Origin of the sequence: Streptomyces sp. NPDC059002 (genome assembly GCF_042740435.1) — a bacterium.
Taxonomy (GTDB): domain Bacteria; phylum Actinomycetota; class Actinomycetes; order Streptomycetales; family Streptomycetaceae; genus Streptomyces.
Map to the genome: position 1 here is coordinate 43,722 of NZ_JBHYJI010000022.1, position 21,507 is coordinate 65,228.

Genomic DNA, 21,507 nt, shown 5'->3' on the forward strand with positions numbered 1-21,507 from the left:
GCCTAGGCGGGGCCCGTGGGGCGCCGGATCGTCGTTTGGGACCAGGGGTCGTGGGCCTCGGGTCCTACGTCCCGTGGTCCCGTGCCCAGGCGTCCAGGTGTCGCCTCAGTTCTTCGCGCCGCCCTCCCGTACGCGCAACGCCCGTGCCAGGTCGTCGAGTTGGTCGGTGAGTTTGCGGCGCAGGGCGGGGGTGGGTGCGGCGTCGCGCAGGCACTGCTCGCCCAGGCGGAGCGCCTCGGCGTCCACGAACGGTGCGGGGAAGGCGTGGCGTCCCGCGGCCTCGGCCATGGCGGGGCCGCGCCGTTCGGCGAGGGCGACGGCGTCTTCGTAGAAGCGGGGGACGTATTCCTTGACGAGGTCGGTCTGTTCGGGCTGCCAGAAGCCTTGGGCGGTGGCGGTGAACAGGTAGTTGGACAGTCCGTCGGAGGTGAACATCGCTTCCCAGGCGGCCTGTTTGGCGGCGGGGTCGGGCAGGGCGGCGCGGCAGCGTGCGGCGCCTTCCTGGCCGGTGGCGCTCGGGTCCCTGTCCAGTTCGGCGGCGATGGCGGCGTCGTCGGTGGCGCCGAGCACGGCGAGCCTGGCGAGGGCGCGCCAGCGCAGTTCGGGGTCGAGTTCGGGTCCGCCGGGCACGGTGCCTTCGGTGAGCCAGGCCTGCAGGGGTGCTGCTTGGGTGGCGACGTCGATGGCGCCGCGGACGGCGGTGAGGCGCAGGCCGGGGTGGGAGCCGTCCTCGGTGCGGCGGATCAGGTCGCGGCAGAGTTCGCCGAGGGTGGCGAGGGCCGTGGGCCGCTGCTCGGGGGTGGTGAAGCGGCCCGCGATGTGGACGGTGGCGAAGGTGAGGACGCCCTGGACGATGGCGAGGTCGGTCTCTTCGGGGAGGTGGGCGAGGGCGGTGTCAAGGTAGTCGGTGGTGTCGAGTTCGCCGTCGCGGACCATGTCGCGCAGGCTGTTCCACAGGACGGCGCGGGTGAGGGCGTCGGGGACGCCGGAGATGCCGCGCAGCGCGGTTTCCTGGGAGGTCTCGTCGAGGCGGATCTTGGCGTAGGTGAGGTCCTGGTCGTTGGGGACGATCAGGGCGGGGCGTCCGCCGTCGCGGGTCTCGGCCGTGCCGGTGGGCAGGTCGGTCTCGAAGCGTTCGCGCAGGACGAGGGCGCGGGTGTCGGCGAGGTCGCGGTCGTAGACGCCGACGGCGATGCGGTGGGGGCGGCTGCCGGTGCGGTCGACGGTGAGGGTCCAGTGGCGTCCGGCGCTCTCGACGCGGGAGGTGAGGGTGTCGGCGCCGGTGGTGCGCAGCCAGTCGGCGGCCCAGGCGTGGACGTCGCGGTCGGTGGCCCTGGCGAGGGATTCGATGAAGTCGGCGAGGGTGGCGTTGGCGAACTTGTGCCGGGCGATGTGGAGGTTGATGCCGGCGAGGAAGTCCTTCTCGCCGAGCCAGGCGACGAGTTGGCGCAGGGCGGATGCGCCCTTGGCGTAGGAGATGCCGTCGAAGTTGAGCATGGCGGACGCGGTGTCGGGGACGGCGTCGGGTGCGGGGGCGACGGGGTGGGTGGAGGGGCGCTGGTCGGCGTCGTATCCCCAGGATTTGCGGGCGATGCCGAAGTCGGTCCAGGGGTCCTTGCCCCACTTTCTGGGGGGAGTCCCCCCAGACCCCCCAAGGCTGGCTTCGGCGGTGGTCTGGAAGCCCATGTATTCGGCGAAGGACTCGTTGAGCCAGATGTCGTCCCACCAGCTGAGGGTGACGAGGTCGCCGAACCACATGTGGGCCATCTCGTGGGCGATGACCATGGCGCGGGTCTGGCGTTCGGTGTCGGTGACGGCGGAGCGGTAGATGTACTCGTCGCGGAAGGTGACGAGTCCGGGGTTCTCCATGGCGCCGGCGTTGAGTTCGGGGACGAACGCCTGGTCGTAGGAGTCGAAGGGGTAGGGCTCCTCGAACTTTTCGTGGTAGCGGTCGAAGCACGCGCGCGTGATGTCGAGGATTTCCTCGGCGTCGGCGTCCAGGAAGGGGGCGAGGGAGCGGCGGCAGTGGATGCCGAAGGGCAGGCCGCGGTGTTCGGTGCGTACGGAGTGGTAGGGGCCCGCGGCGACGGCGACGAGGTAGGTGGAGATGAGCGGGGTGGCCGCTGCCTGCCAGGTGCCGTCGCCGAGGTGTTCGGTGGTGCCGTTGGCGAGGACGGTCCAGCCTTCGGGGGCGGTGACGGTGAGGTCGAAGACGGCCTTCAGGTCGGGCTGGTCGAAGGCGGCGAAGACGCGCTGGACGTCTTCCATGAAGAGCTGGGTGTAGAGGTAGGTCTCGCCGTCGGTGGGGTCGGTGAAGCGGTGCATGCCTTCGCCGGTGCGGGAGTAGCGCATGGTGGCGTCGATGCGCAGTTCGTGTTCGCCCGTGGTGAGGCCGTCGAGCGCGAGGCGGTTGTCCGTGAGGCCCGCGGGGTCGAGGGGGTGTCCGTCGAGGGTGACGGAGCGCAGTTCGGCGGGCTTGAGCTCGACGAAGGTGGCGCCGTCGGTGCGGGCGCTGAACCGGATGACGGTACGGGAGTCGAAGGTGTCGGCTCCGGGGTCCGCGGCCTGGGTGAGGTCGAGCCGGACGGTGTACCGGTGGACGTCGATGAGCTGGGCTCGGGTCTGCGCTTCGTCGCGCGTCAGTACGGGCATGGGCCCATGCTGCCCGATGGCACTGACTTCGGTGTAGGACCGGGGTCTCGGGGCCCTTGGAGGGGCGGCCCCCTGGGACGGCTTGGCGTTTAGGACGACTTGGCGATCGTCTCGTGGTGGCGGATGACCTCGGCGATGATGAAGTTGAGGAGTTTCTCGGCGAACGCGGGGTCGAGTTTGGCGTTCTCGGCGAGCTGGCGCAGGCGGGCGATCTGCCGGGCCTCGCGGGCCGGGTCGGCGGGCGGCAGGTGGTGGTTGGCCTTGAGGTGGCCGACCTGCTGAGTGCATTTGAAGCGTTCGGCGAGCATGTGGACGACGGCGGCGTCGATGTTGTCGATGCTCTCGCGCAGGCGGGACAGTTCGGCGCGTACGGTCTCGTCCGTGTTCTCGGGGGCGGCCGAGCCGTTCGTCTCACTCGTGTGGCTGGTGGTCATGGGTCCTGAGCCTACGTTGCCCCGGGGCTGCCGCCGGTGGCGGAAGAGCGCAAAATCGGCGGGTGTTCGGGGTCGGGTATCTGCTGGGACCAGCCGCCTGGTACGGCCCTTCCCTGCTGTTCGCGGAAGCGGACGGGGGCCATGCCGACGCGGCGGGTGAAAAGGCGCGAAAAGTACGCGGGGTCGTCGTAGCCGACGCGGCGGGCGACGGCGGCGACGGGCAGTTCGGTGGCGGCGAGGAGTTCTTTGGCGCGGCCGAGGCGGATGCCGAGGAGGTAGTCCTTGGGGCTGCAGCCGGCGCCGCGGCGTACGGCGGTGCGCAGTTCGGCGGGGGTCATGCCGTGGCGTGCGGCGTGTTCGGCGACGGACAGCGGCTGGAAGGCGTCGCGGGCCAGGGCCTGGAGGACGGGGTCGCCGTCGGGGGCGATGTCGGCGCGGGCGCGGCGCAGGGCGACGAGGAGTTCGTGGACGGCGGCGCCGGTCTCGACTTCGAGGAGGGGGTTGCCGCGGCGGGCGGCGCGGGCGATGCGGCCGACGGCGGCGCGGGCGGCGGCCGCGTCGGAGAGGGGGACGACGGGGCGGGTGGGTTCGATGTAGCCGAGTTCGGTGTAGGTGGCGGTGGCGGGTCCGGTGAAGTCGACGAAGCATTCGTCCCAGCCGGTGTCGGGGTCGGGGCCGTAGTGGTGGCGGACGCCGGGGGTGAGCCAGATCAGGGCGGGTGCGGTCACCGTCGTGCGCCTGCCGTCGGCGCCGCGGAACCAGCCGCCGCCCGCGCTGATGACGACGGCGACGTGGTGGTCGAGAGTGCGGGGGCCCACGGTCGGCAGGAGGCCGTGCTGGAGTCCGACGCCGAGGCAGGCAAGGCCGAGCCGGTGGTGGGCCGGGCTGGGAGTGAAATACCGCATCCACGTGTGGTACATCCGCGTCCGCCCCTTTCGTCCGGGCCGTTGCCCGCTCCTTGCGTCCAACCGGGCTCGATCTTTGTCCATGGACCCTGCCGCCCGCCAGAGGTGATCGTGGGCGAGCAGTACGTGAGCGAGAGGACACGATGGACGGGTTCAGGGTCGGCGAGGACGATTTCGAGCTGGACGGGCGCCCGGTGCGGCTGCTGTCCGGTGCGCTGCACTACTTCCGGGTGCACGAAGGGCAGTGGGGGCACCGGTTGGCGATGCTGCGCGCCATGGGGCTCAACTGTGTGGAGACGTACGTCCCATGGAACCTGCACGAGCCGCGCCCCGGCACGTACCACGACGTCGGGGCGCTCGGCCGTTTCCTCGACGCGGCGCACGAGGCGGGCCTGTGGGCGATCGTCCGCCCCGGGCCCTACATCTGTGCCGAGTGGGAGAACGGCGGTCTGCCGCACTGGCTGACGGGTGCGGTGGGGGCACGCGCGCGGACCCGCGACGAGGAGTATCTCGGTCATGTGAACCGCTGGTTCCGCAGGCTGCTGCCGCAGGTCGTCGCGCGCCAGCACGACCGGGGCGGGCCGGTGATCATGGTGCAGGTCGAGAACGAGTACGGCAGTTACGGCTCGGACCAGGTGTATCTGCGTCACCTCGCGGACCTGCTGCGGGCCGAGGGCGTGTGCGTGCCGCTGGTCACTTCGGACGGCCCCGAGGACCACATGCTGACGGGCGGTTCGGTGCCGGGCGTGCTGGCGACGGCGAACTTCGGGTCGGGGGCGGTCGAGGCGTTCGGGACGCTGCGGGCGCATCGCCCCAAGGGGCCGCTGATGTGCATGGAGTTCTGGTGCGGCTGGTTCGACCACTGGGGTGCGGACCATGTCGTACGGGATGCCGGGGACGCCGCGAAGGCGCTGCGGGAGATCCTGGAGTGCGGCGCGTCCGTGAACCTGTACATGGCGCACGGCGGCACGAACTTCGCGGGCTGGGCGGGCGCCAACCGGGGCGGTGGCGCCCTGCACGACGGGGAGTTGCAGCCCGATGTCACGTCGTACGACTATGACGCGCCCATCGACGAGTTCGGGCGCGCCACGGACAAGTTCTGGCGGTTCAGGGAGGTCCTCGCGCCGTACGCGTCCGGGCCGCTGCCGGATCCGCCCCCTCCCCCGCCGGTGCTCGGCGCCCCCGCGTCGGCGGCCCTGCCGGACTGGTCGTCCCTGGACGCCGTCCTGGAGTCGCTCGGCACGGCGGAGACCGAGCATGCCGTGCCGCCCACCTTCGAGGAACTGGACGTGGACCGCGGCCTGGTCAGGTACGCGCTGACCGTGCCGGGCCCGCGCGAGCCCTATCCGCTGAGCGTGCGGGGTCTGCGCGACCGCGCGGTGGTGTACGTGGACGGCGCCCGGGCGGGCGTCCTCACGGAGGGCACCCCGGCCCTGGCCGCCCCCGTGGCCGGGCACGCGCGCGTGGAGCTGTGGGTGGAATCCCTCGGCCGGGTCAACTACGGGCCGCGGACCGGCGAGTCCAAGGGCATCACCGGGGGCATCCTGCACGAACGGCAGTACTTGCACGGTGTGCGGGCCAGCGCGCTGCGCCTCGACGCGTTCGACGTGCCGTCGGCGGTACGGGGTGTTCCGGCGACCGGCGCGGCGGAGGGCCGTCCCGGTCTGTACCGGGGCGTGCTCGAGGTCGAATCCCCCGGTGACGCCTCGCTCGAACTCCCCGGCTGGACACGGGGGTTCGTGTGGGTGAACGGCTTCAGCCTGGGGCGGTACTGGAAGGTGGGGCCTCAGACGTCGCTGTACGTTCCCGGCCCTGTGCTGCGCGAGGGCGCCAACGAGGTGTGGGTGCTGGAGTTGGAGGGGGGCGGGGAGCGGGTGGAGTTGGGCTGAGGTCGGCAGACGCCGGACGGGCTGGGGAACATACAGCCCGTCCGGCGTTTGAGGACGAACTCGGCGGAGCCGGTGATGACATCAGCCCCGGCTCCCGCCCTCCCTCAAAGCTCCCTCAGACCTCCGTCACAGCGAACGCGTCAAGGACGAACTCCGCCGTACCGTCGTCCCCGACCTTGCGCAGCCCGACCCACGCCTCCCCCTTGGCCGGGGCCGTGAACTCGTAGGAGAGCGTGGTGGGTCCGGTCGCCACCGGCAGGTCCTTGCGGTCGAGTTCACGGGGGGCCGGTTCATCGACGGCCGAAACCCAGGCGTACTGGCCCGCCTTCTCGTTCTCGTACCGGAAGGACACCCGGTAGCGCTTGCCCGGCGCGAAGCGGACGGTGTGCGGGACGGTGCGGTAGACGAGCCCGGTGTTCTCGCCGCGTGACTTCAGGGAGTTCGCTCCGTCGATGACGTCGTCGATCGCCTTGCCGTTCCAGCCGCGCTGGGTGAAGGGGGCGTGGCGCTGCGCGATGTGTGTGCGCGGGTCGGTGACGTCGCCCGCGTCGCCCTTGACGAAGGGCCCCCAGCCCTGGGGGACGTGCTCGAAGTCCTCGCTGACGAGCGTGGCGCGGGGCCGCTTCGCGGGGCGGGCCGCCGCGGTGACGCGGACGTTGTCGAAGCGCACGCGTGCCTCGCCCGCCTCGGCCCGCAGGGTCAGCCGGACCGCGCCGCCGCCTTCGGGGACGGTGAAGGCGGTGGACATGCGCTGGAAACGGGTGCCGTGCTTGCGGTCGGCGGCGACGTAGTTGCCCGCGGTGGACGTCTCGGTGAAGTTGGCGGCGGTGATGCCGTCGGCGGTGCGCACCTCCAGGGACGCCTTGCGTCGTTCGCCCGGCTTCTCGCCGACCTCGACCTGCACGGAGGCGACGTAGGACCCCGCCTTGAGTCGGGCGAGGCGCTGTCCGACGGATGCCGCGCCGCCCGCGCCGACGACGAGTTCGTAGTCGCCGAGTTCGCTGCGCCGCACGGTGGCGGGCCCGTCGACCTGCCAGCCCTTGAGGGAGCCCGCGTGGAAGCCCGGGTCGTGCAGCGGGGTCGCCTGGCCCCATTGCGGGTCCGGCAGGTCCGCTGCGCGCTCGCGGTAGAGCACGTAGGGCTGCTTCGCGGTGGCCTTCAGGGTGACTTTTCCGCCCGCTACGGAGACGTACGACTCAAAGACCCGCCCCTGGTCGGTGAGCCGGTACAGGGCCACCCGGGAACGGCCCGCCCACGCGCGTGGGAGCTGCCAACTGGTGCTGCCGCCCGCCGGGTTGTAGTGGTACAGCTTGGCCGGATCGGTGGCCTTGCGGGGCTCCCAGGGCAGCAGGTAGCGGCCGTCTTCATAGACGACGCGTCCGTCCGTGGTGACGCGCCGCTTGCCCGAGGCGTCGGAGACCTTGGTGGCGGTCTCTCCGAAGAAGGTGATCTCGTGCTCGCCCCATGCCTTGACGGGGTACGCCTGGAGGTACTTGGCGGGCAGCGAGTGGGTCCAGATCAGGTCGTAGAAGGCGGTCCAGTCGGTCTTGCCGACCCAGCCCTCGAAGTTGCCCATGCGGGCGATGCCGAGGAGCGTGGGCCACTTGTCGGCGAAGACGTCCTTCTGGTGGTTGCGGATGAAGCGGATCAGGCGGGAGTTGATGCCGCGCGAGGTGTCGCCTCCGTAGTCGGGCTCGGTGGCCCAGTGCGACCAGATCGCGGAGCGTTCGAAGCCGTGGCCCCACTCCGTGGTGATCGTCCAGCCCTGTTCGCGGAAGGCCCGCTGGAGGCGGTCGGAGGTCCAGCCGGACTCCCGGAACACGTCGATGTAGAGGGTGTTGAGGCCCTTGTCGGTCTGCGCGCGCAGATCGGCGAAGCGTTGGACGATGTCTCCGGAGACCAGGTCGCGGCGCTGGTCGATGCGGTAGCTCTGGTCGAGCCAGTCCCACTGCTTGTTGTTCTTGTCGACGAGCTGCTCGGAGAAGGCGTGGGCGACGGGGTAGGACTCGGTGGCGTTGACGTGCACGCTGAAGTCGCTGTTCCACTTCTTGCCCTCGCGGACCAGGGTGTTGAGGTCGTCGAGGCCGCCCGCGCGCGTGTTGTAGTTGTCGGCGTAGTCGGGGTGGGCGGAGTCGTGGCCCTCGGACTGGTAGCCCTTGAGGAGCGTGTACTGGCGCAGGCCGTCGGTCGCCAGGTGGATCCGCTTGACGTTGTCGAGCGTGGCGAGGAACGGATTGGTGGCCTGCGAGGCGAAGTTGAAGGGGATGTGCGGGACGACCCGCAGATGCTGCTCGTCGGCGCCGAGCGGGGTCACCATGATGTCGCGGAAGGCGATCGCGGCGTCCTGCCAGTCGACCTTGCCGTCGCCGTTGCGGTCCCCGGTGATGACGACGGTGGCGTACGGGAGGGGTTCGGTGGCGTCGACGGGCGCGGTCGCGGCGCGGTGCGTCCACTGTCCCGGAGTCAGTCGGGCCTCTACGTAGTCACCTGTTTTCACCGTCTCGCGCCACAGGCGGCCGTTCTCCCACGTGGTGCCCGCCTCGGTGGTGGGCTTGTCGTACACGGTGTTCGTCTCGATCGCGCCGCCAAGGCCGTCGTGCGCGACGACGGCGTAGGCGCAGCCGGTCGCCGCCTCCGCGGGAGTGTCCTTCGTGGGCCGCACGAGGGTGTCGCCGCTCTTGGCCTTGTCCAGCTGCACCTTGGCGCCGAGGAGCGCGGCGCCCGGCTGGTCACTGCGTACGGAGAGGAGGGCGAGGCCGGGGACGCGCAGGGTGCCGACGTGCAGCGCCTCGGTGTCCGCGATCTTCGTGACGCGCCAGTGGACCTGCCGGCCCTCGACGGCGATCTCGACGTCGATGCGGGTGCCGCCGTCGAAGTCGAGGACGTACGCGATGCGGGCCTCGTCCGGCGACGCGGTGACCTTGGGGGTGTGCTCCCTCTCGTCGACGAGGACCGTGGTGACGGCGTCGGCCCTGCCGTGCAGGACGGCGCCGCTGGCGCGGTCGGTGTACGAGACGACGCGCGGGAAGGCGGTGGCGACGCGGACATCGAGTTCGGCGGAGCGCAGCACCACCTCGTCGGCCGCCGCGCTCGTGCGGGCGCCCCGGGCGAACGCGCTGCCGCCCGCCCCGACGGCGACGCCCATCCCGGCGATCGCGCCCGTGGCCACCACGGCCCTGCGGCTCGGTCCGGACGTGTCTGACGGCAGCATGCGGCACCCCTCGACGGAACGGAATTCGTGCCGATCACGATGCGCCGGGCGGGGCGAACGCGCCCATGGACAAAGGAGGGACAGGTGTTGGACTTACCGCGCGCCCGTGCCGTGGGCGGCGGCCCGGGGCGCCGCGCCGGACATGCCGACGCGGGGCGCCTGCCGTGGCGGGCGCCCCGCGCCGGGGCCGTTCTCCTGCGGAATCTCAGATGCGGGAATCAGATGCGGAAAGCGGGCTCCGTCAGAGCTCGGATGCCGCCTTCTCTATGTCGGCCGCGAAGGTCGACACCTCGGTGTACACACCGGGGAACTTCGGCCGCGCGCAGCCGTTGCCCCAGCTGACGATGCCGACCTGGACGTACTCGCCGGCCTCGTCCTTGCGGAACATGGGGCCGCCGGAGTCGCCCTGGCAGGTGTCCGTGCCGCCCTCGTCGATCTTGCCCGCGCACAGCTCCTCGCCGGGCGTGAGGTCGGCGCCGTACGCGGCCTCGCAGTCGGCGTCGCTGACGAACGGGACCTTCGCCTTGAGCAGGTAGCGCTGCTGGTCGCCACCCTCCTTGTCGGCACCCCAACCGGCGATGTCGAACTCGCCCTCGTTGTACTTGGTGTCCTTGGCGATCTTCAGCGTGGGCTGGTCGATCGGCTTCTCGAGCTTGATCAGCGCCCAGTCCTTGCCCTTGCCGTTGTAGCCGGGGGCCTGCAGGACCTTGGTGGACTTCACGGTGATCGCGTCGGGGCTCTCGAGGTCCACGACGCCACCGGTGGCGGTGATGCTGGTGTTGTCGCCCGAGCCGTCCACACAGTGGGCGGCGGTCAGCACGATGTCCTTGGCGTACAGCGCGCCGCCACAGCCCATCGACAGACGGACCATGAACGGGAATTCGCCCTGCTCGGCGGGGGTGCCGCCGACGACGCGCTCACCCGGGTTGGGGCCGGGGTGGGGGGCCGCCTGGGCGGCGATGGGCTGAAGGCTCACGGTGGCGAGGGCGATCGCACCGAGGGTTGCGGCTCTCTTCACTCCACGCAGCTTGGTCTTCAACTGACTTCCCTTCGTGGGGGGTTGTGGGGGGTCGCACACTTGGGCGGGCCCCTGCCGTCCGCACGGGAAGCGCGTGGATGGCATGAGCCCGCCAAAGCGTTGTTGCGGATTATGGAGATCGATGTCCGCTCAGGACAAGGGGCGGTTTCCAGCCACGGCGTGTCGTGGCGGCCGCCGCGGCACGCTGCCGCCCGTCCGGAACCCCCGTACAGTGGAGGCCAGTTGAGGTGATGATCCCGACGCGCTACCAGGGGGTGCGGCCGTGGCTGACAACGGCGGTCCCGTCGTGCACGGCTACCCCCACTTGGAGACGGTGCGCGCCGCGATCACCGCGCTCTACAAACGCCTCTCGTACGACACCGTCCACGCCTTCGAGACCAGCATCACCCCCGTCGACGTGGCCTTCAGCGACCAGGACGACCTGCATCTGGGCGTGCAGCGGATCGCCCGCGAGATGGTCCGGCACCTGCGCCTGCCCGACGCCCGCATCATCGTCAGCTTCCGCGAGATGGAACACGCCGCGTACGTCGAACTCGCCGCGGGCCCCGAGTACTTCATCGAACTCAACGACCGCTTCCGCACCCACCGGCGCGACATCGGCGCGGCGCTCGCCCACGAAGTCATGCACGTGTATCTGCACCGGCTCGACCTCGCCTTCCCCGGCACCCGCGACAACGAGATCCTCACCGACACCGCCACGACCTACCTGGGCGCGGGCTGGCTGCTCCTCGACGCCTTCCGCGAGGACGGCGTCTCCTCGCAGAAGCTCGGGTACCTCACCCCGGAGGAGTTCGGATACGTCCTGGCCAAGCGGGCGTTGGCCTTCGGCGAATCCCCTGAGACGTGGTTCACCAGCCCTCAGGCGTACTCCGCCTACACCAAGGGCCTCGCGCAGGCCCGGCGCGACGAACAGCAGCCGCCGCTCACCGCGGCGGGATGGGCGGGGCGGCGGCGGTACGCGAAGGACCGGCGGTACGCCGTGGACCATGGGGCGGGAGCCGGCGCCGGGTACCTCTTCTCCACCGACGGGCTCGGCGCGCTCCGGGTGTCGTTCCCCTGCCCCACCTGCCACCAGCGGATCCGGGTGCCTGCGCGGGGGCGGGTGCGGGCGCGGTGCACGTTGTGCCGGACGGTGCTGGAGTGTGACGCCTGAGGCGGTGGCGGCTCAGGCGGTAGCGCCTCAGGCGGTGACGCCTCAGGCAGTGGCGGCTGGACCGTGACGGCTAGGGCCGTGCCGCCTCGGACCAGTGGCCCGGGCGGTTCAGGGACGTGGGCAGCTTCGTGCGGTCGTCTCCCCGGGCCGCGTTCACCTGCGACTGCGTGAGGAACAGCGCGTCGGTGAGGTCCGCGCCGCGCAGGTCCGCGTCACGGAAGTCCGCGCCGATCAGATCGGCGGTGCGCAGGTCCGCGCCGTTCAGGTCGGCGCCGATGAGGTAGGCGCCGCGCAGGTCGGCGCCGTGGAGGTCGGCGTTCCTGAGCCGGGCGCCGATGAGGTCGGCGCCGCGCCGCTGCTTCTTCTTCCCGCCCTTGCCGCCCTTACCGCCCTTACCGTTCGTGATTTCCTTGCGTACGAGTTCGCTGGTGCGCAGGAGCAGTACGTTCACGTCCTGCCGGTGCGCGGCGACGTCGGTCTCCGCGAGCGCCTCGGGCGAGCCCTGCGTCAGGCCCTCCGTCTTGGCGTACGCCCGGTCGAGCTCCGCGGCGATCGGGGCCGTCCGGGAGCGGCTCCTGGCGTCCGCCAAGTACCAGAGCAGTTCGTGGAGTTGCCGCATGATCGGGAACACGTCGAACATCTTCCGGGCGGTGGCCGGATCCTGACGCCAGTCCGTACCGTCGAAGGTGCCCTGCGAGACGTGCTGGCCCGCGCCGAAGCAGTCGTACACGGTGCAGCCCTGGAAGCCGTTGCTCCGCAGGTCGCGGTGGATGCCGCACCGGAAGTCCGCCTGCAGGTTGGTGCAGGGCTTGCCCGCGTCCTTGTTCACCGCGAAGTCCGACGACGCGGTGAACGCGAGCGCCACGCAGCACAGCCCGAAACAACTCGCACAGTCCGCACGCAGCCCTGCACGCTCATCCTCCAGCAGGGGCAACTCCGGTGACATCGAGCGGGCTCCTTGGGCCGTTGTACGTGGTACGCACACGCGTACGCCTACGAAGGGTCATTCTGCCGCGCCGGGGGTGCGCTTCGCCGTCTTGGGGCGGGGCCGCGGCGGTATGTCCGTCCTCGCTCTGCTGCGGGCAGGCGTGCCGCAGGGCGAGTGGGGTCTCCCCTGCTCGAGCGAAGCCGAGAGCTTGGGGAAGGGTGGGCACAGCCCACGTCGCCGGGGGGCGAGGACGGGGGCGCAAGCCACGGTGCAGGCAGGCGCAGGCCCGGTGCAGGGAGGCAAGACGGCGCCCCCCAGCACCCCGGCCGAAGGCGCTACCCGACGGGGCGGCGCCCCCCGCCCTGTCCCCCGCCCCTGCGGGCACGACCGGCGCCGCCGCCGGAGGAGGAAGAACGGCCCGCTCCGCCCGCGGCGGAGCGACCGGCCCCGCCGGCGGAGCCGGATCCGCCCTGGCCCTGGCGAGGGGTCCGCCGCTGGCCCTGACCGCCCTGCCCCGCGGAGCGGGGCCGGCGGCGACGCTGCGAGGGCTGCGCGGCAGGCTGCTGCGGCGTCTCGATGACCACCGGCACCCCGGACGGCTCCCGCGCCCCGGTGATCCGGACGAGCTCCTCGTCGGAGGAGGTGATCCGCGCCGTGTTGGGGCGGATCTCCGCGTCGGACATCAGCCGCGTCATGTCCCGCTTCTCGTCCGGCAGGACCAGCGTGACGACGCTGCCGGACTCCCCGGCCCGCGCGGTACGCCCACCGCGGTGCAGGTAGTCCTTGTGGTCGGTCGGCGGGTCGACGTTCACGACCAGGTCGAGGTCGTCGACGTGGATGCCGCGCGCCGCGACGTTCGTCGCGACCAGCGCGGTGACCTGCCCGTTCTTGAACTGGTCGAGCGTCCGGTTGCGCTGCGGCTGCGAGCGGCCGCCGTGCAGGCCGGAGGCCCGTACACCGTTGGCGAGCAGCCGCTTGGTGAAGCGGTCCACGGCGCGCTTGGTGTCCAGGAACATGATCACGCGGCCTTCGCGGGCGGCGATCCGCATCGCGACGGCCTTCTTGTCCGTCTCGTCGGCGACGTAGAGGACGTGGTGTTCCATCGTGGTGACCGCGCCCGCGGACGGGTCCACGGAGTGCACGACGGGGTCGGTGAGGAACATCCGGACCAGGCGGTCGATGTTCTTGTCGAGCGTCGCGGAGAACAGCATGGTCTGGCCGCCCTGCTCGACCTGCTTGAGCAGCGCCGTGACCTGCGGCATGAAGCCCATGTCGGCCATCTGGTCGGCCTCGTCGAGGACCGTCGTACGCACCCGCGACAGGTCGCAGTCGCCGCGCTCGATCAGGTCCTTGAGGCGGCCGGGGGTGGCCACGAGGACCTCGGCGCCGCGGCGGAGCGTGCCCGCCTGCTTGGTGATCGACAGGCCGCCGACGACCGTGGCGAGGCGCAGGTTCACCGCCGTCGCGTAGGGCGTGAGCGCGTCGGTCACCTGCTGGGCCAGCTCGCGCGTGGGCACGAGGACCATGGCGAGCGGCGACTTCGACTCGGCGCGCTGCCCTGCCGTGCGGGCGAGGAGGGCGAGGCCGAAGGCGAGGGTCTTGCCGGAGCCGGTGCGTCCGCGGCCGAGGATGTCGCGGCCCGCGAGGGAGTTGGGGAGCGTGGCCGCCTGGATCGGGAAGGGGGCGGTCACGCCTTGGGCGGCCAGCGTCTTCAGGAGGGCCTCGGGCATGTCCAGGTCGCCGAACGCGTCGACGGCCGGCAGCGCGGGCGTGATGCTCTCGGGCAGTGCGAACTCGCCGCCCTGGGCCGGCTTCGGCTTACGGCTTCCGGGCTTCTTCGCGGAATACGCGGAGCCCTTCGCCTGGCCGTTGGGACGTCCCTTTCCGGCTGCGTTGGTGGGACGCTTGCGGGCAGGGCGTGCCGGGCGTTCGGAGCGGTTGTTCATGCAGAGATGCCTTCCTGGTCGCTGGACTTCCGGACCTCTGAGCCTGGGCGGCTCTGGGCCCGGTCGGGCCCGATGACAGCGCAAGCCGAGGCCCGCACCTTCCGGTGCGGGCCTCGGCTGTGAGGTTCGCGCGCTGTGGCGATCAGGCAGGAACGATGTTCTCGGCCTGCAGGCCCTTCTGGCCCTGGGTCACCTCGAAGGAGACCTTCTGGCCCTCGAGGAGCTCACGGAAGCCAGAGGACGCGATGTTCGAGTAGTGGGCGAAGACGTCGGGGCCGCCGCCGTCCTGCTCGATGAAGCCGAAGCCCTTTTCCGAGTTGAACCACTTAACGGTGCCGGTTGCCATGTCAATCTCCTCAACAGGGGCAGAGTATGGAGAATCACGGAATTGCGAATCTCCAGCGCTGCAATGACCCCATCCGGAGAGAACCGGAAAAACAATAATGCGCCCTCGGAGCATTCCCGTCAGGCGCACATAAAGTTCATGGGTACCAAAACTGCAACACATAACTTTAACACGCGGATGGGACCCCGTGTTCCGGGGTCCCGGGAGACGTACGACACTCGCCGGGCGGCGGGCGCCGGGCACCGGACGGCGGGCGCCGGGCAGCGGGCGGCGGTCAGTTTCTGGCGCGCGCCCCTTCCTCCCTCGCGGTCACCTCGCTACCTTCACCGGACCAGCCACCCAAACAATCGCTTGGTTGGGGCACCGCGACAGGCACCGCTACCGATGGGAAGGCGGACCGATGCGCATCTCTCGTACCCGTACCGCGACCGGACTGGCGATCTCCGCGCTCGCCCTGGGCACCCTGCCCGCCTGGGCCGCCCCCTCCGAACCCGCCGCGAGCCCGTCCGCACCGGTGTCCGCGCCCGCGACCGCGTCCTCGTACGCCACGTACCAGAGCCAGATCCCGCTGCAGGGCGCCGTCAACGTACGCGACGTGGGCGGATACCGGACCTACGACGGGGAGCACGTCCGTCATGGGCAGGTCTTCCGCGCCGATTCCCTCAGCAAGCTCACCGACGCCGACCTCGGCACGGTCTCCAAGCTCGGCCTGAAGAAGGTCATCGACTTCCGGGTGCCCGCAGAGGTGCAGTACGACGGGGCGGACCGGCTGCCCGACGGGCTCGCACCGCTGTCCCGGCCGGTCACCGACAACGGCCTGTTCACCCAGCTCCTCACCGCGATCGGCTCCAAGGATCCGGTCAAGCAGGAGGAGATGCTCGGCAACGGCAGGGCCGCGGCGTTCATGCGGGACGTCTACCGCACGTTCGTCACCGACGCGACCAACCGCACGCAGTTCGCGGCCACCCTGCGCGACATCGCGGACAGCCGCTCGCCGCTGCTCTACCACTGCACGTCGGGCAAGGACCGCACCGGCTGGACGACGTATCTGCTGCTGCGGCTCGTCGGCGTGCCGGAGAAGACCGCGGTGGACGACTTCCTGGCCTCCAACACCTACCGCGCCGCGTACGACGCGAAGCTCCGCGAGACGCTCAAGCAGACCGGGATGATGCAGAACCCGGACCTGATCATCCCGCTGCAGGAGGTCCGCACCGACTACCTCGACACGGCGCTCGGCGAGGCGAAACAGCGGTACGGCGGCCTCCAGGGCTATCTGACCAAGGGGCTCGGCCTCGACGCGGGCACGATCCTCCAGCTGCGCCGCCATCTGGTCGGCTAGGGACTGCCCGGCGGATCAGGCCCTAGTGCCGCGCCACGATCCCGCGCTCGCGCGCCGCCGCGAGCCACGCGGGGAACTCCCCCACCAGCTGGTCGTACAGCCGGTCGTCCGACACCGCCTTCGGGGAGTCCCCCGCGTGGAAGAAGCCCGCGTTGTCGACCGGGCGCTTGGCGGGGACGGCGAGTTCGTCGAGCTTGCGGAGGTAGTCGAACTGCTTGCTCGCCGGGTCGCCGAAGCCGATGAACTGCCAGAACAGGGGCAGCTTCGCCGCCTTGCAGAGATAGCGCTCGGCGGCGAGCTTGTTGATGGGGCCGCCGTCGGTCTGGAAGATCACGAGGGCGGGCGCGGTGGAGCCGCTGTCGACGTAGTGGTCGATGACGGCGTCCATCGCCAGGTGGTAGCTGGTCTTGCCCATGTGCCCGAGCCCGGCGACGATGTCGTCGATCCGGCCCTCGTGGTCGTCGAGGGCGATCTCCGTGACCGCGTCGATGTCCGTGGAGAAGAAGACGGTGGGCACGGTCCCGTCGTCGTCGAGGTGTGCGGACAGGCCGAGCACCCGGTCGGCGAGCGCCTGGACGCTGCCGTCCTTGTAGTAGGGGCGCATGGATCCGGAGTAGTCGATGACGAGATACACCGCGGCCCGCTCCCCCTCCAGGCCGTGTTTGCGCAGCGACACCCCGGCGCTCTTGTAGAGGCTGACCAGCGCGGGCGCCGAGTCCTCCACCTTGCGCAGACTGATCGCGGGTCCCATGCGTCGCTCCGTTCCTCGCCGCCGGACCGCCACCTCGCCGGTCCGTCAGCGGCCGAGGGTACGCGGCGCGCGCGGCCGCCTTCGAGCGGCCGCGACCGATCCCTTCTCCCTGTCGCATGGGACTGCTAGACATATGCCGCTCAGGCATGGGGCGGCGGCTGCGCACAGGAGGTTCGGCATGGACTCCCGGGGAATCTCGTACGGCCTCGACGGCAGGACGGTCCTGATCACCGGCGCGGGACGCGGCCAGGGCGCGGCGGAGGCGCGGCTTTTCGCCGAGGCGGGGGCGCGGGTCGTGGTCGGCGATGTGCGCCAGGAGGAGGGCAGGGAGGTCGCCAAGTCCCTTGGGGACCAAGGGGCGTTCGTACGTCACGATGTCACGGACGCCGGGAGCTGGGCGTCGGCCGTGGCGGGTGCCGTCGATGCCTTCGGGCGGCTCGACGTGCTGGTGAACAACGCGGCGCTGTGGCGCACGGCGTCCGTCGAGGACGAGACGTACGAGAATTTCGAGGCGCTGCTCCGGGTCAATCTGCTCGGCCCGTTCCTCGGCATCCAGGCCGTGCTGCCCGCGCTCAAGGAGGCGGGCGGCGGTTCGATCGTGAACGTCTCGTCGACGGCCGGTCTGGTCGGCATTCCGGGCCATGCGGCGTACGGCTCGTCGAAGTTCGGGCTGCGCGGGCTGACCCGGTCCTCGGCACTGGATCTGGCGAAGTACCGGGTCCGGGTCAACTCCGTTCATCCGGGGGCGATCGACACCCCGATGGTCGCCGCGGCCTCCGCGGGGCGGGACTGGTCGCATCTGCCGCTGGGCAGGATCGGCCGCCCGGCGGAGGTCGGCGCGCTGGTGCTGTTCCTGGCGTCGGACGCGTCGTCGTACGTCACGGGGGCGGAGTTCACCGTGGACGGCGGGTCGACGACGGGGTGACGGCGGGCCCGGTCAGTGGCGGCCGGTCAGGAACACCGAGCGCAGCTTCAGCCGGTCCGTGGCGGGGTGTCCGTGCGGGCGCAGCGTCCAGGAGTCGCCCGTGCAGTCCGGCCCGGTGAACACCATCACCCACTCGTCGGTGTCGTTGTGCGGGGCGAACGCGGGCTCGGAGGAGCCCGGGTCGGCGACCTCGGCGAGCGGGATGCAGCCGGGGCTGACCGGGTCGTGCAGGGTGACCGACTGGGGCGAGCCGTTCAGGCCCACGAACTGGTAGGAGAAGTCGCCGGTGGCGGCGCTCGCGGAGGCCGGCAGGGTGACGACGAGGGCGAGTGCGCCGAGGGCGGCGGCGAGCGTGGTGCGAAGACGCATGAAGTTCTTTTCCGTAGGAGGGGTCTGCCAAATCCGCCTGTGCCCTGCCCTGCGGGCAGCCTGGGGATGCGTGGTGTCCCTCGTACGGGTGAGCCCCGTCAGGGGCGCGGGGAACTGCGCGCGCAACCAGAAAGAAGCCGCAGTCGCGTCGGCTCGGTCGCCCGGCAGACGCGACTGCGGCTTTTCGTGCGCTGAGCGCACCGTTCCCCGCGCCCCTTACGGGGCGAACGCAGGCAGTTCGAAGATCCGCGTCTTGGCCTCGTCGTCCATCAACTCGACCAGGGGCATGACCAGTTCCCACAGATCCCGCTTGTCGACCTCCAGGGCGAGGGCGTCCAGGTCGGGCGCGGGCAGCGCCCCCGCGGTGTCGGCGACGATCTTGCGGGACTCCTCGGGGAGCACCTGGACGAGCGGCAGGAACTCGGCCCAAAGACCGGTGGCCACCACGGCGCGTACGACGCCGCCGAGCATCTGCTCGCCGCGGAGCGACGGCAGTGCGGCGACCGTCCTGCGCTCGTCCTCGGACAGGAGCGCGACCAGCGGCAGGAGCGACTCCCACAGGTCCTGTTCGGCGACCGTCGTCACCAGGGATTCGAGCCGGTCCTGCGGCTGGGACGCGGCGAGCGAGGCGATGCGGCCCCGCTGTTCCCCGGTCACCATGCCGGCCACGGCCAGCGCCTCGGGCCACAGGCCGTCGCCCGACGCCGATGCGATGACGGCGGCGAGCCGGTCCGCGCCCATCAACTCGATGATCTGGCCGAGCCGTTCGGGCGCGTCGATCGCGAAGCCCGTCTTGAGGACGGCGGCGTCGTCGACCTGCGGCAGGATGCGGCGCAGCGCGGAGTCCGGCAGATGGCCGACGAAGCGGCCCATGGTCAGGTGGTCGCCCCGTTCGGCGAGCGCCACCGCGATGCGTACGACGAGGTTCTCGTCGAGGCGTCCGACGATGCCCTTGATCCGGCGCGGGTCGAGGTGTCCGCACGACTCGGCGGTGAAGGACACCGGCAGCTTCTCGATGATGTCGGCGGCGCGCGCCGGTTCGAGCCGTCCGGCGACGGCGGCGGCCAGGCGTGGGCCGAGCGCCTTCTGCGAGATGGCGGCCGCGACCCCGGCCGGCACCAGCTTGGTCGCGGAGGCGATGCGGTCGAGCATCTCGGGTGCCCGGTCGAAGAGTGCCGCCACGCTCTGTTCGCGGAAGCGGCGTACGTCGTCGACGGGCAGGTCCCGCAGGAAGGCGAGTGTCTCCGGTTCGACGTCGAGGAGGCGGGCGATCTTGAGGGTCTCGGCCCTGCCGCGCAGCTTGTCCATGTCTGGCTCCGTTTCTCTCGTTTCCCCTGTGTCTCTCCTCGCTCTTCTCGGCTATCGGAAGAGGATCCGCCGGACGGGGCCGCGGGCCAGTGCGGGCACGAGCTTCAGCGCCTCCTCGGCGGCCTCGTTGAGCCCCGCGGCCCGGCTCTCGCGCTGCCGCTTCAGCGCTTCGGCGAGCGTGGTCAGCTGATCGGGCGTCAACTGCCCGAAGGATTCCGCCGGTTCGTCGCGCAGCTCCGCGCTCAGCTGCTCCCGTTGCTCCCGTGCTTCGGTGCTCATTCGGCCTCCCGCGGCGCCGTTCAGGGCTGGGTACGGCCCCGAGAGTGGCGCCGAATTGACTTTTAGTCAATAGAGTGCGTTCCGGAGGGTCTCGCCGCTGCCCCTGCGGACGCACGAAGAGGCGCCCAGGGCCCCGTGGTGCGGGGCCCTGAACGCCTCCCGGCGGACTGCGGCTCTCAGCCCTTGACCGCGCCCGCCGCCAGACCGGATCCGAGCTTGCGGTGGATGACCACGAAGAAGATCATCACCGGCAGCGTGACCAGCGTGGAGCTGGCCATGACCGGGCCCCAGGCCGTGGAGTTCTCACCGAAGAACTGGTAAATGCCCACGGCCGCCGTGTACTTGTCGCTGCCCTTCATGAACGTGTACGCGAAGACGAACTCGTTCCACGCCGTGATGAACGCAAAGATCGACGTGGCGACGAGCCCCGGCGCGACCAGCGGAAGCAGTACCGACCAGAACATCCGCGGCCAGGACGCCCCGTCGATGTACGCGGCCTCCTCGACCTCCTTGGGGACGGTGGCGACGAAGCCGCGCAGCGTCCAGATCGCGAAGGGCAGCGAGAGCGCGATGTAGACGACGCTCAGGCCGAGCAGGGAGTTGAGCATGTCGTAGTCCCGCATCTGGATGAACAGCGGGATGACCAGGGCCTCGAGCGGCACCATCTGCACGATCAGGATCATGATCAGTACGGAGGTGCGGAAGCGGAACTTGAAGCGCGCCACCGCGATGGCGGCGAACAGCGAGAGCAGTCCGGCCGCGGCGATCGTGGCGAGGCCGACGAGCGCCGAATTCAGCAGGTACGTACCAAAGTTGCCCTTGTCGAAGACGAAGGTGAAGTGCTCGAAGCTGAGGCCGCTCGGCAGCACGTCCGAGCCGCGCAGGGACGCCTTCGGGTCGAGCGCGGTGGAGACCATCCAGTAGACGGGGAAGAGCGTGAAGACCAGGAGCGCGACGACAGCGACCGGGATTCCGATGCGCCCCGCGAGGGTGGTGCGGCGTGCGGTCACAGGTCCTCCTCCCCCTGCCGGAACAGCGTGCGGATGTAGACGATCGTGATGAGCAGGAGCAGCACGGTGAGCAGCACCGCGGCCGCGGCGCCCGTGCCGTAGTCGTTCTTGGCGAAGGCCTGGATGTAGGAGAAGACGCCGAGGTTGTAGACGTCCTCGTTGGAGCCGTCGCCGCCGGGTTGCAGATAGATCTGGGTGAAGACCTTGAAGTCCCAGATGGTGGAGAGGATGGTCACCACGAGGAAGACGGGCCTGATGGTCGGCAGCGTGATGTTCCAGAACCGCTGCCAGGCGTTGGCGCCGTCCAACTCCCCTGCCTCGTACAGCTCCTTGGGGATCGTCATGAGCCCCGCGAGGACGGTGATGGCGACGAACGGGAAGCCGTGGTGGATCACGTTCAGGGTCGCGATGGCGTAGAACGGGCCGCGTTCGGTGAACCAGTTGGTGGTCTCGGGGTCGATCAGGCCGAGCGAGCCCGCGATCTGGCTGACCATGCCGTCCTGCGGCTGGAAGAGCCAGATCCAGACGTACGTCCCGGTCACCGCGGGCATCGCCCAGGCGGCGAGGATCGCGATCGAGCAGATCAGCCGCCAGAAGGGGCCGAGGCGGTTGAGGAGCAGGGCGACGAGCGTGCCGAGCGCGACGGTCAGGCCGACGCAGGCGATGGCGAAGAAGACGGTGTTGGGCAGGACCGTCTTCCACAGCAGTCCGCTGCCGAGCAGGTCGGTGTAGTGGTCGAAGCCGGTGAACGTCCCTACGCCGCCGCCGAATTTGACCTCGTAGTCCTGCAGGGAGAGCTTGCCGACCTGGATCAGCGGCCAGAGCAGCAGGCCCGCGAGGACCGCGAGGGAGGGGGCGAGGAGGAGCCAGGGACGGGTGACGGTGATGAGCTTCTTGCGACGGCGGGCCGCCTCGGCGCCGCCGTCGGACTTGAGGGGGCCACGGCGGGCCGGGGATTCCGGCCCGCCGTCGACGAGCGTCTCTTTCACGGTGTCGTGTCTTTCCCAGTGTCCTTCACGTGCC

The 21,507-nt window shown here is 70.7% G+C and carries 18 protein-coding genes; 4 read left to right on the forward strand and 14 right to left on the reverse strand.

All coding sequences use genetic code 11. From position 1 onward, the window contains the following. Nucleotides 1–105: 105 nt before the first annotated feature. The 3 genes from pepN to ACFWZ2_RS21050 all read right to left on the reverse strand — a co-directional run bounded on the left by pepN (nt 106) and on the right by ACFWZ2_RS21050 (nt 4,006). The gene (gene pepN / locus ACFWZ2_RS21040; RefSeq protein ID WP_384547779.1) at nt 106–2,652 is read right to left on the reverse strand and encodes an aminopeptidase N; all 2,547 of its coding nucleotides are present in this window, start codon (nt 2,650–2,652) and stop codon (nt 106–108) included. 89 nt (nt 2,653–2,741) lie between these two features. Continuing rightward, nucleotides 2,742–3,086, reverse strand: coding sequence for a chorismate mutase (locus ACFWZ2_RS21045; RefSeq protein WP_384547780.1), 345 nt, complete (start codon nt 3,084–3,086; stop codon nt 2,742–2,744). An 11-nt stretch (nt 3,087–3,097) separates the two neighbouring features. Beyond that, entirely contained in the window at nt 3,098–4,006 is a 909-nt protein-coding gene (locus ACFWZ2_RS21050; protein WP_384547782.1) for a helix-turn-helix domain-containing protein, read from the reverse strand. A 128-nt stretch (nt 4,007–4,134) separates the two neighbouring features. Here ACFWZ2_RS21050 and ACFWZ2_RS21055 point away from each other — a divergent pair, with 128 nt between their 5' ends. Then, complete coding sequence (locus ACFWZ2_RS21055; RefSeq protein ID WP_384547784.1) at nt 4,135–5,880, forward strand: beta-galactosidase family protein; 1,746 nt, start codon at nt 4,135–4,137, stop codon at nt 5,878–5,880. Nucleotides 5,881–5,995: 115 nt separating this feature from the next. Here ACFWZ2_RS21055 and ACFWZ2_RS21060 read toward each other — a convergent pair whose 3' ends face one another. Both ACFWZ2_RS21060 and ACFWZ2_RS21065 read right to left on the reverse strand, forming a co-directional pair. Then, nucleotides 5,996–9,091: an endo-alpha-N-acetylgalactosaminidase family protein gene (locus ACFWZ2_RS21060; RefSeq protein ID WP_384547786.1), complete on the reverse strand. Its 3,096-nt coding sequence runs from the start codon at nt 9,089–9,091 to the stop codon at nt 5,996–5,998. 241 nt (nt 9,092–9,332) lie between these two features. Next, the gene (locus tag ACFWZ2_RS21065; protein ID WP_384547788.1) at nt 9,333–10,109 is read right to left on the reverse strand and encodes a S1 family peptidase; all 777 of its coding nucleotides are present in this window, start codon (nt 10,107–10,109) and stop codon (nt 9,333–9,335) included. Nucleotides 10,110–10,392: 283 nt separating this feature from the next. Between ACFWZ2_RS21065 and ACFWZ2_RS21070 the strand changes: the two genes are divergently transcribed. Further along, nucleotides 10,393–11,283: a hypothetical protein gene (locus ACFWZ2_RS21070; RefSeq protein WP_384547790.1), complete on the forward strand. Its 891-nt coding sequence runs from the start codon at nt 10,393–10,395 to the stop codon at nt 11,281–11,283. Between the two features lie 70 nt (nt 11,284–11,353). On the opposite strand, the gene ACFWZ2_RS21075 is transcribed toward ACFWZ2_RS21070, so the two are convergent. From ACFWZ2_RS21075 to ACFWZ2_RS21085, 3 genes are all read right to left on the reverse strand, one after another. Beyond that, nucleotides 11,354–12,229, reverse strand: a complete 876-nt coding sequence (locus ACFWZ2_RS21075) for a pentapeptide repeat-containing protein (RefSeq protein WP_384547792.1) — start codon at nt 12,227–12,229, stop codon at nt 11,354–11,356. 317 nt (nt 12,230–12,546) lie between these two features. Further along, nucleotides 12,547–14,157 (reverse strand): DEAD/DEAH box helicase, encoded by a 1,611-nt coding sequence (locus ACFWZ2_RS21080; protein WP_384547794.1) that lies wholly within the window; start codon nt 14,155–14,157, stop codon nt 12,547–12,549. A gap of 142 nt (nt 14,158–14,299) precedes the next feature. Further along, nucleotides 14,300–14,503 carry a cold-shock protein gene (locus tag ACFWZ2_RS21085; RefSeq protein ID WP_030362889.1) on the reverse strand — a complete coding sequence of 68 codons (204 nt, stop codon included), beginning with the start codon at nt 14,501–14,503 and terminating at the stop codon, nt 14,300–14,302. Between the two features lie 400 nt (nt 14,504–14,903). On the opposite strand from ACFWZ2_RS21085, the gene ACFWZ2_RS21090 reads away from it, so the two are divergent. Next, a complete protein-coding gene (locus ACFWZ2_RS21090) occupies nt 14,904–15,842 on the forward strand; it encodes a tyrosine-protein phosphatase (RefSeq protein ID WP_384547796.1) in 939 nt (312 codons plus the stop codon). Nucleotides 15,843–15,864: 22 nt separating this feature from the next. On the opposite strand, the gene ACFWZ2_RS21095 is transcribed toward ACFWZ2_RS21090, so the two are convergent. Continuing rightward, nucleotides 15,865–16,593, reverse strand: a complete 729-nt coding sequence (locus tag ACFWZ2_RS21095) for a vWA domain-containing protein (protein WP_384547798.1) — start codon at nt 16,591–16,593, stop codon at nt 15,865–15,867. 178 nt (nt 16,594–16,771) lie between these two features. Between ACFWZ2_RS21095 and ACFWZ2_RS21100 the strand changes: the two genes are divergently transcribed. Beyond that, on the forward strand, nt 16,772–17,518 hold the full coding sequence (locus tag ACFWZ2_RS21100; protein ID WP_384547800.1) for an SDR family NAD(P)-dependent oxidoreductase: 747 nt from the start codon (nt 16,772–16,774) through the stop codon (nt 17,516–17,518). A gap of 12 nt (nt 17,519–17,530) precedes the next feature. On the opposite strand, the gene ACFWZ2_RS21105 is transcribed toward ACFWZ2_RS21100, so the two are convergent. From ACFWZ2_RS21105 to ACFWZ2_RS21125, 5 genes are all read right to left on the reverse strand, one after another. Beyond that, nucleotides 17,531–17,887 carry a hypothetical protein gene (locus ACFWZ2_RS21105; RefSeq protein WP_384547802.1) on the reverse strand — a complete coding sequence of 119 codons (357 nt, stop codon included), beginning with the start codon at nt 17,885–17,887 and terminating at the stop codon, nt 17,531–17,533. Nucleotides 17,888–18,103: 216 nt separating this feature from the next. Beyond that, the gene (locus tag ACFWZ2_RS21110) at nt 18,104–19,195 is read right to left on the reverse strand and encodes a hypothetical protein (protein WP_384547804.1); all 1,092 of its coding nucleotides are present in this window, start codon (nt 19,193–19,195) and stop codon (nt 18,104–18,106) included. 51 nt (nt 19,196–19,246) lie between these two features. Continuing rightward, nucleotides 19,247–19,474 carry a hypothetical protein gene (locus ACFWZ2_RS21115; RefSeq protein WP_384547806.1) on the reverse strand — a complete coding sequence of 76 codons (228 nt, stop codon included), beginning with the start codon at nt 19,472–19,474 and terminating at the stop codon, nt 19,247–19,249. Nucleotides 19,475–19,650: 176 nt separating this feature from the next. Next, entirely contained in the window at nt 19,651–20,484 is an 834-nt protein-coding gene (locus ACFWZ2_RS21120) for a carbohydrate ABC transporter permease (protein ID WP_384547808.1), read from the reverse strand. After that, the gene (locus ACFWZ2_RS21125; RefSeq protein WP_384547809.1) at nt 20,481–21,473 is read right to left on the reverse strand and encodes a carbohydrate ABC transporter permease; all 993 of its coding nucleotides are present in this window, start codon (nt 21,471–21,473) and stop codon (nt 20,481–20,483) included. The genes ACFWZ2_RS21120 and ACFWZ2_RS21125 overlap by 4 nt, the downstream gene beginning before the upstream one ends. Nucleotides 21,474–21,507 lie beyond the last annotated feature (34 nt).

Coding starts and splice junctions, on each gene's coding strand:
- pepN (WP_384547779.1), bottom strand. CDS start 2,652: ATGCCCGTACTGACGCGCGACGAAGCGCAGACCCGAGCCCAGCTCATC.
- ACFWZ2_RS21045 (WP_384547780.1), bottom strand. CDS start 3,086: ATGACCACCAGCCACACGAGTGAGACGAACGGCTCGGCCGCCCCCGAG.
- ACFWZ2_RS21050 (WP_384547782.1), bottom strand. CDS start 4,006: ATGTACCACACGTGGATGCGGTATTTCACTCCCAGCCCGGCCCACCAC.
- ACFWZ2_RS21055 (WP_384547784.1), top strand. CDS start 4,135: ATGGACGGGTTCAGGGTCGGCGAGGACGATTTCGAGCTGGACGGGCGC.
- ACFWZ2_RS21060 (WP_384547786.1), bottom strand. CDS start 9,091: ATGCTGCCGTCAGACACGTCCGGACCGAGCCGCAGGGCCGTGGTGGCC.
- ACFWZ2_RS21075 (WP_384547792.1), bottom strand. CDS start 12,229: ATGTCACCGGAGTTGCCCCTGCTGGAGGATGAGCGTGCAGGGCTGCGT.
- ACFWZ2_RS21080 (WP_384547794.1), bottom strand. CDS start 14,157: ATGAACAACCGCTCCGAACGCCCGGCACGCCCTGCCCGCAAGCGTCCC.
- ACFWZ2_RS21085 (WP_030362889.1), bottom strand. CDS start 14,503: ATGGCAACCGGCACCGTTAAGTGGTTCAACTCGGAAAAGGGCTTCGGC.
- ACFWZ2_RS21090 (WP_384547796.1), top strand. CDS start 14,904: ATGCGCATCTCTCGTACCCGTACCGCGACCGGACTGGCGATCTCCGCG.
- ACFWZ2_RS21095 (WP_384547798.1), bottom strand. CDS start 16,593: ATGGGACCCGCGATCAGTCTGCGCAAGGTGGAGGACTCGGCGCCCGCG.
- ACFWZ2_RS21100 (WP_384547800.1), top strand. CDS start 16,772: ATGGACTCCCGGGGAATCTCGTACGGCCTCGACGGCAGGACGGTCCTG.
- ACFWZ2_RS21105 (WP_384547802.1), bottom strand. CDS start 17,887: ATGCGTCTTCGCACCACGCTCGCCGCCGCCCTCGGCGCACTCGCCCTC.
- ACFWZ2_RS21110 (WP_384547804.1), bottom strand. CDS start 19,195: ATGGACAAGCTGCGCGGCAGGGCCGAGACCCTCAAGATCGCCCGCCTC.
- ACFWZ2_RS21115 (WP_384547806.1), bottom strand. CDS start 19,474: ATGAGCACCGAAGCACGGGAGCAACGGGAGCAGCTGAGCGCGGAGCTG.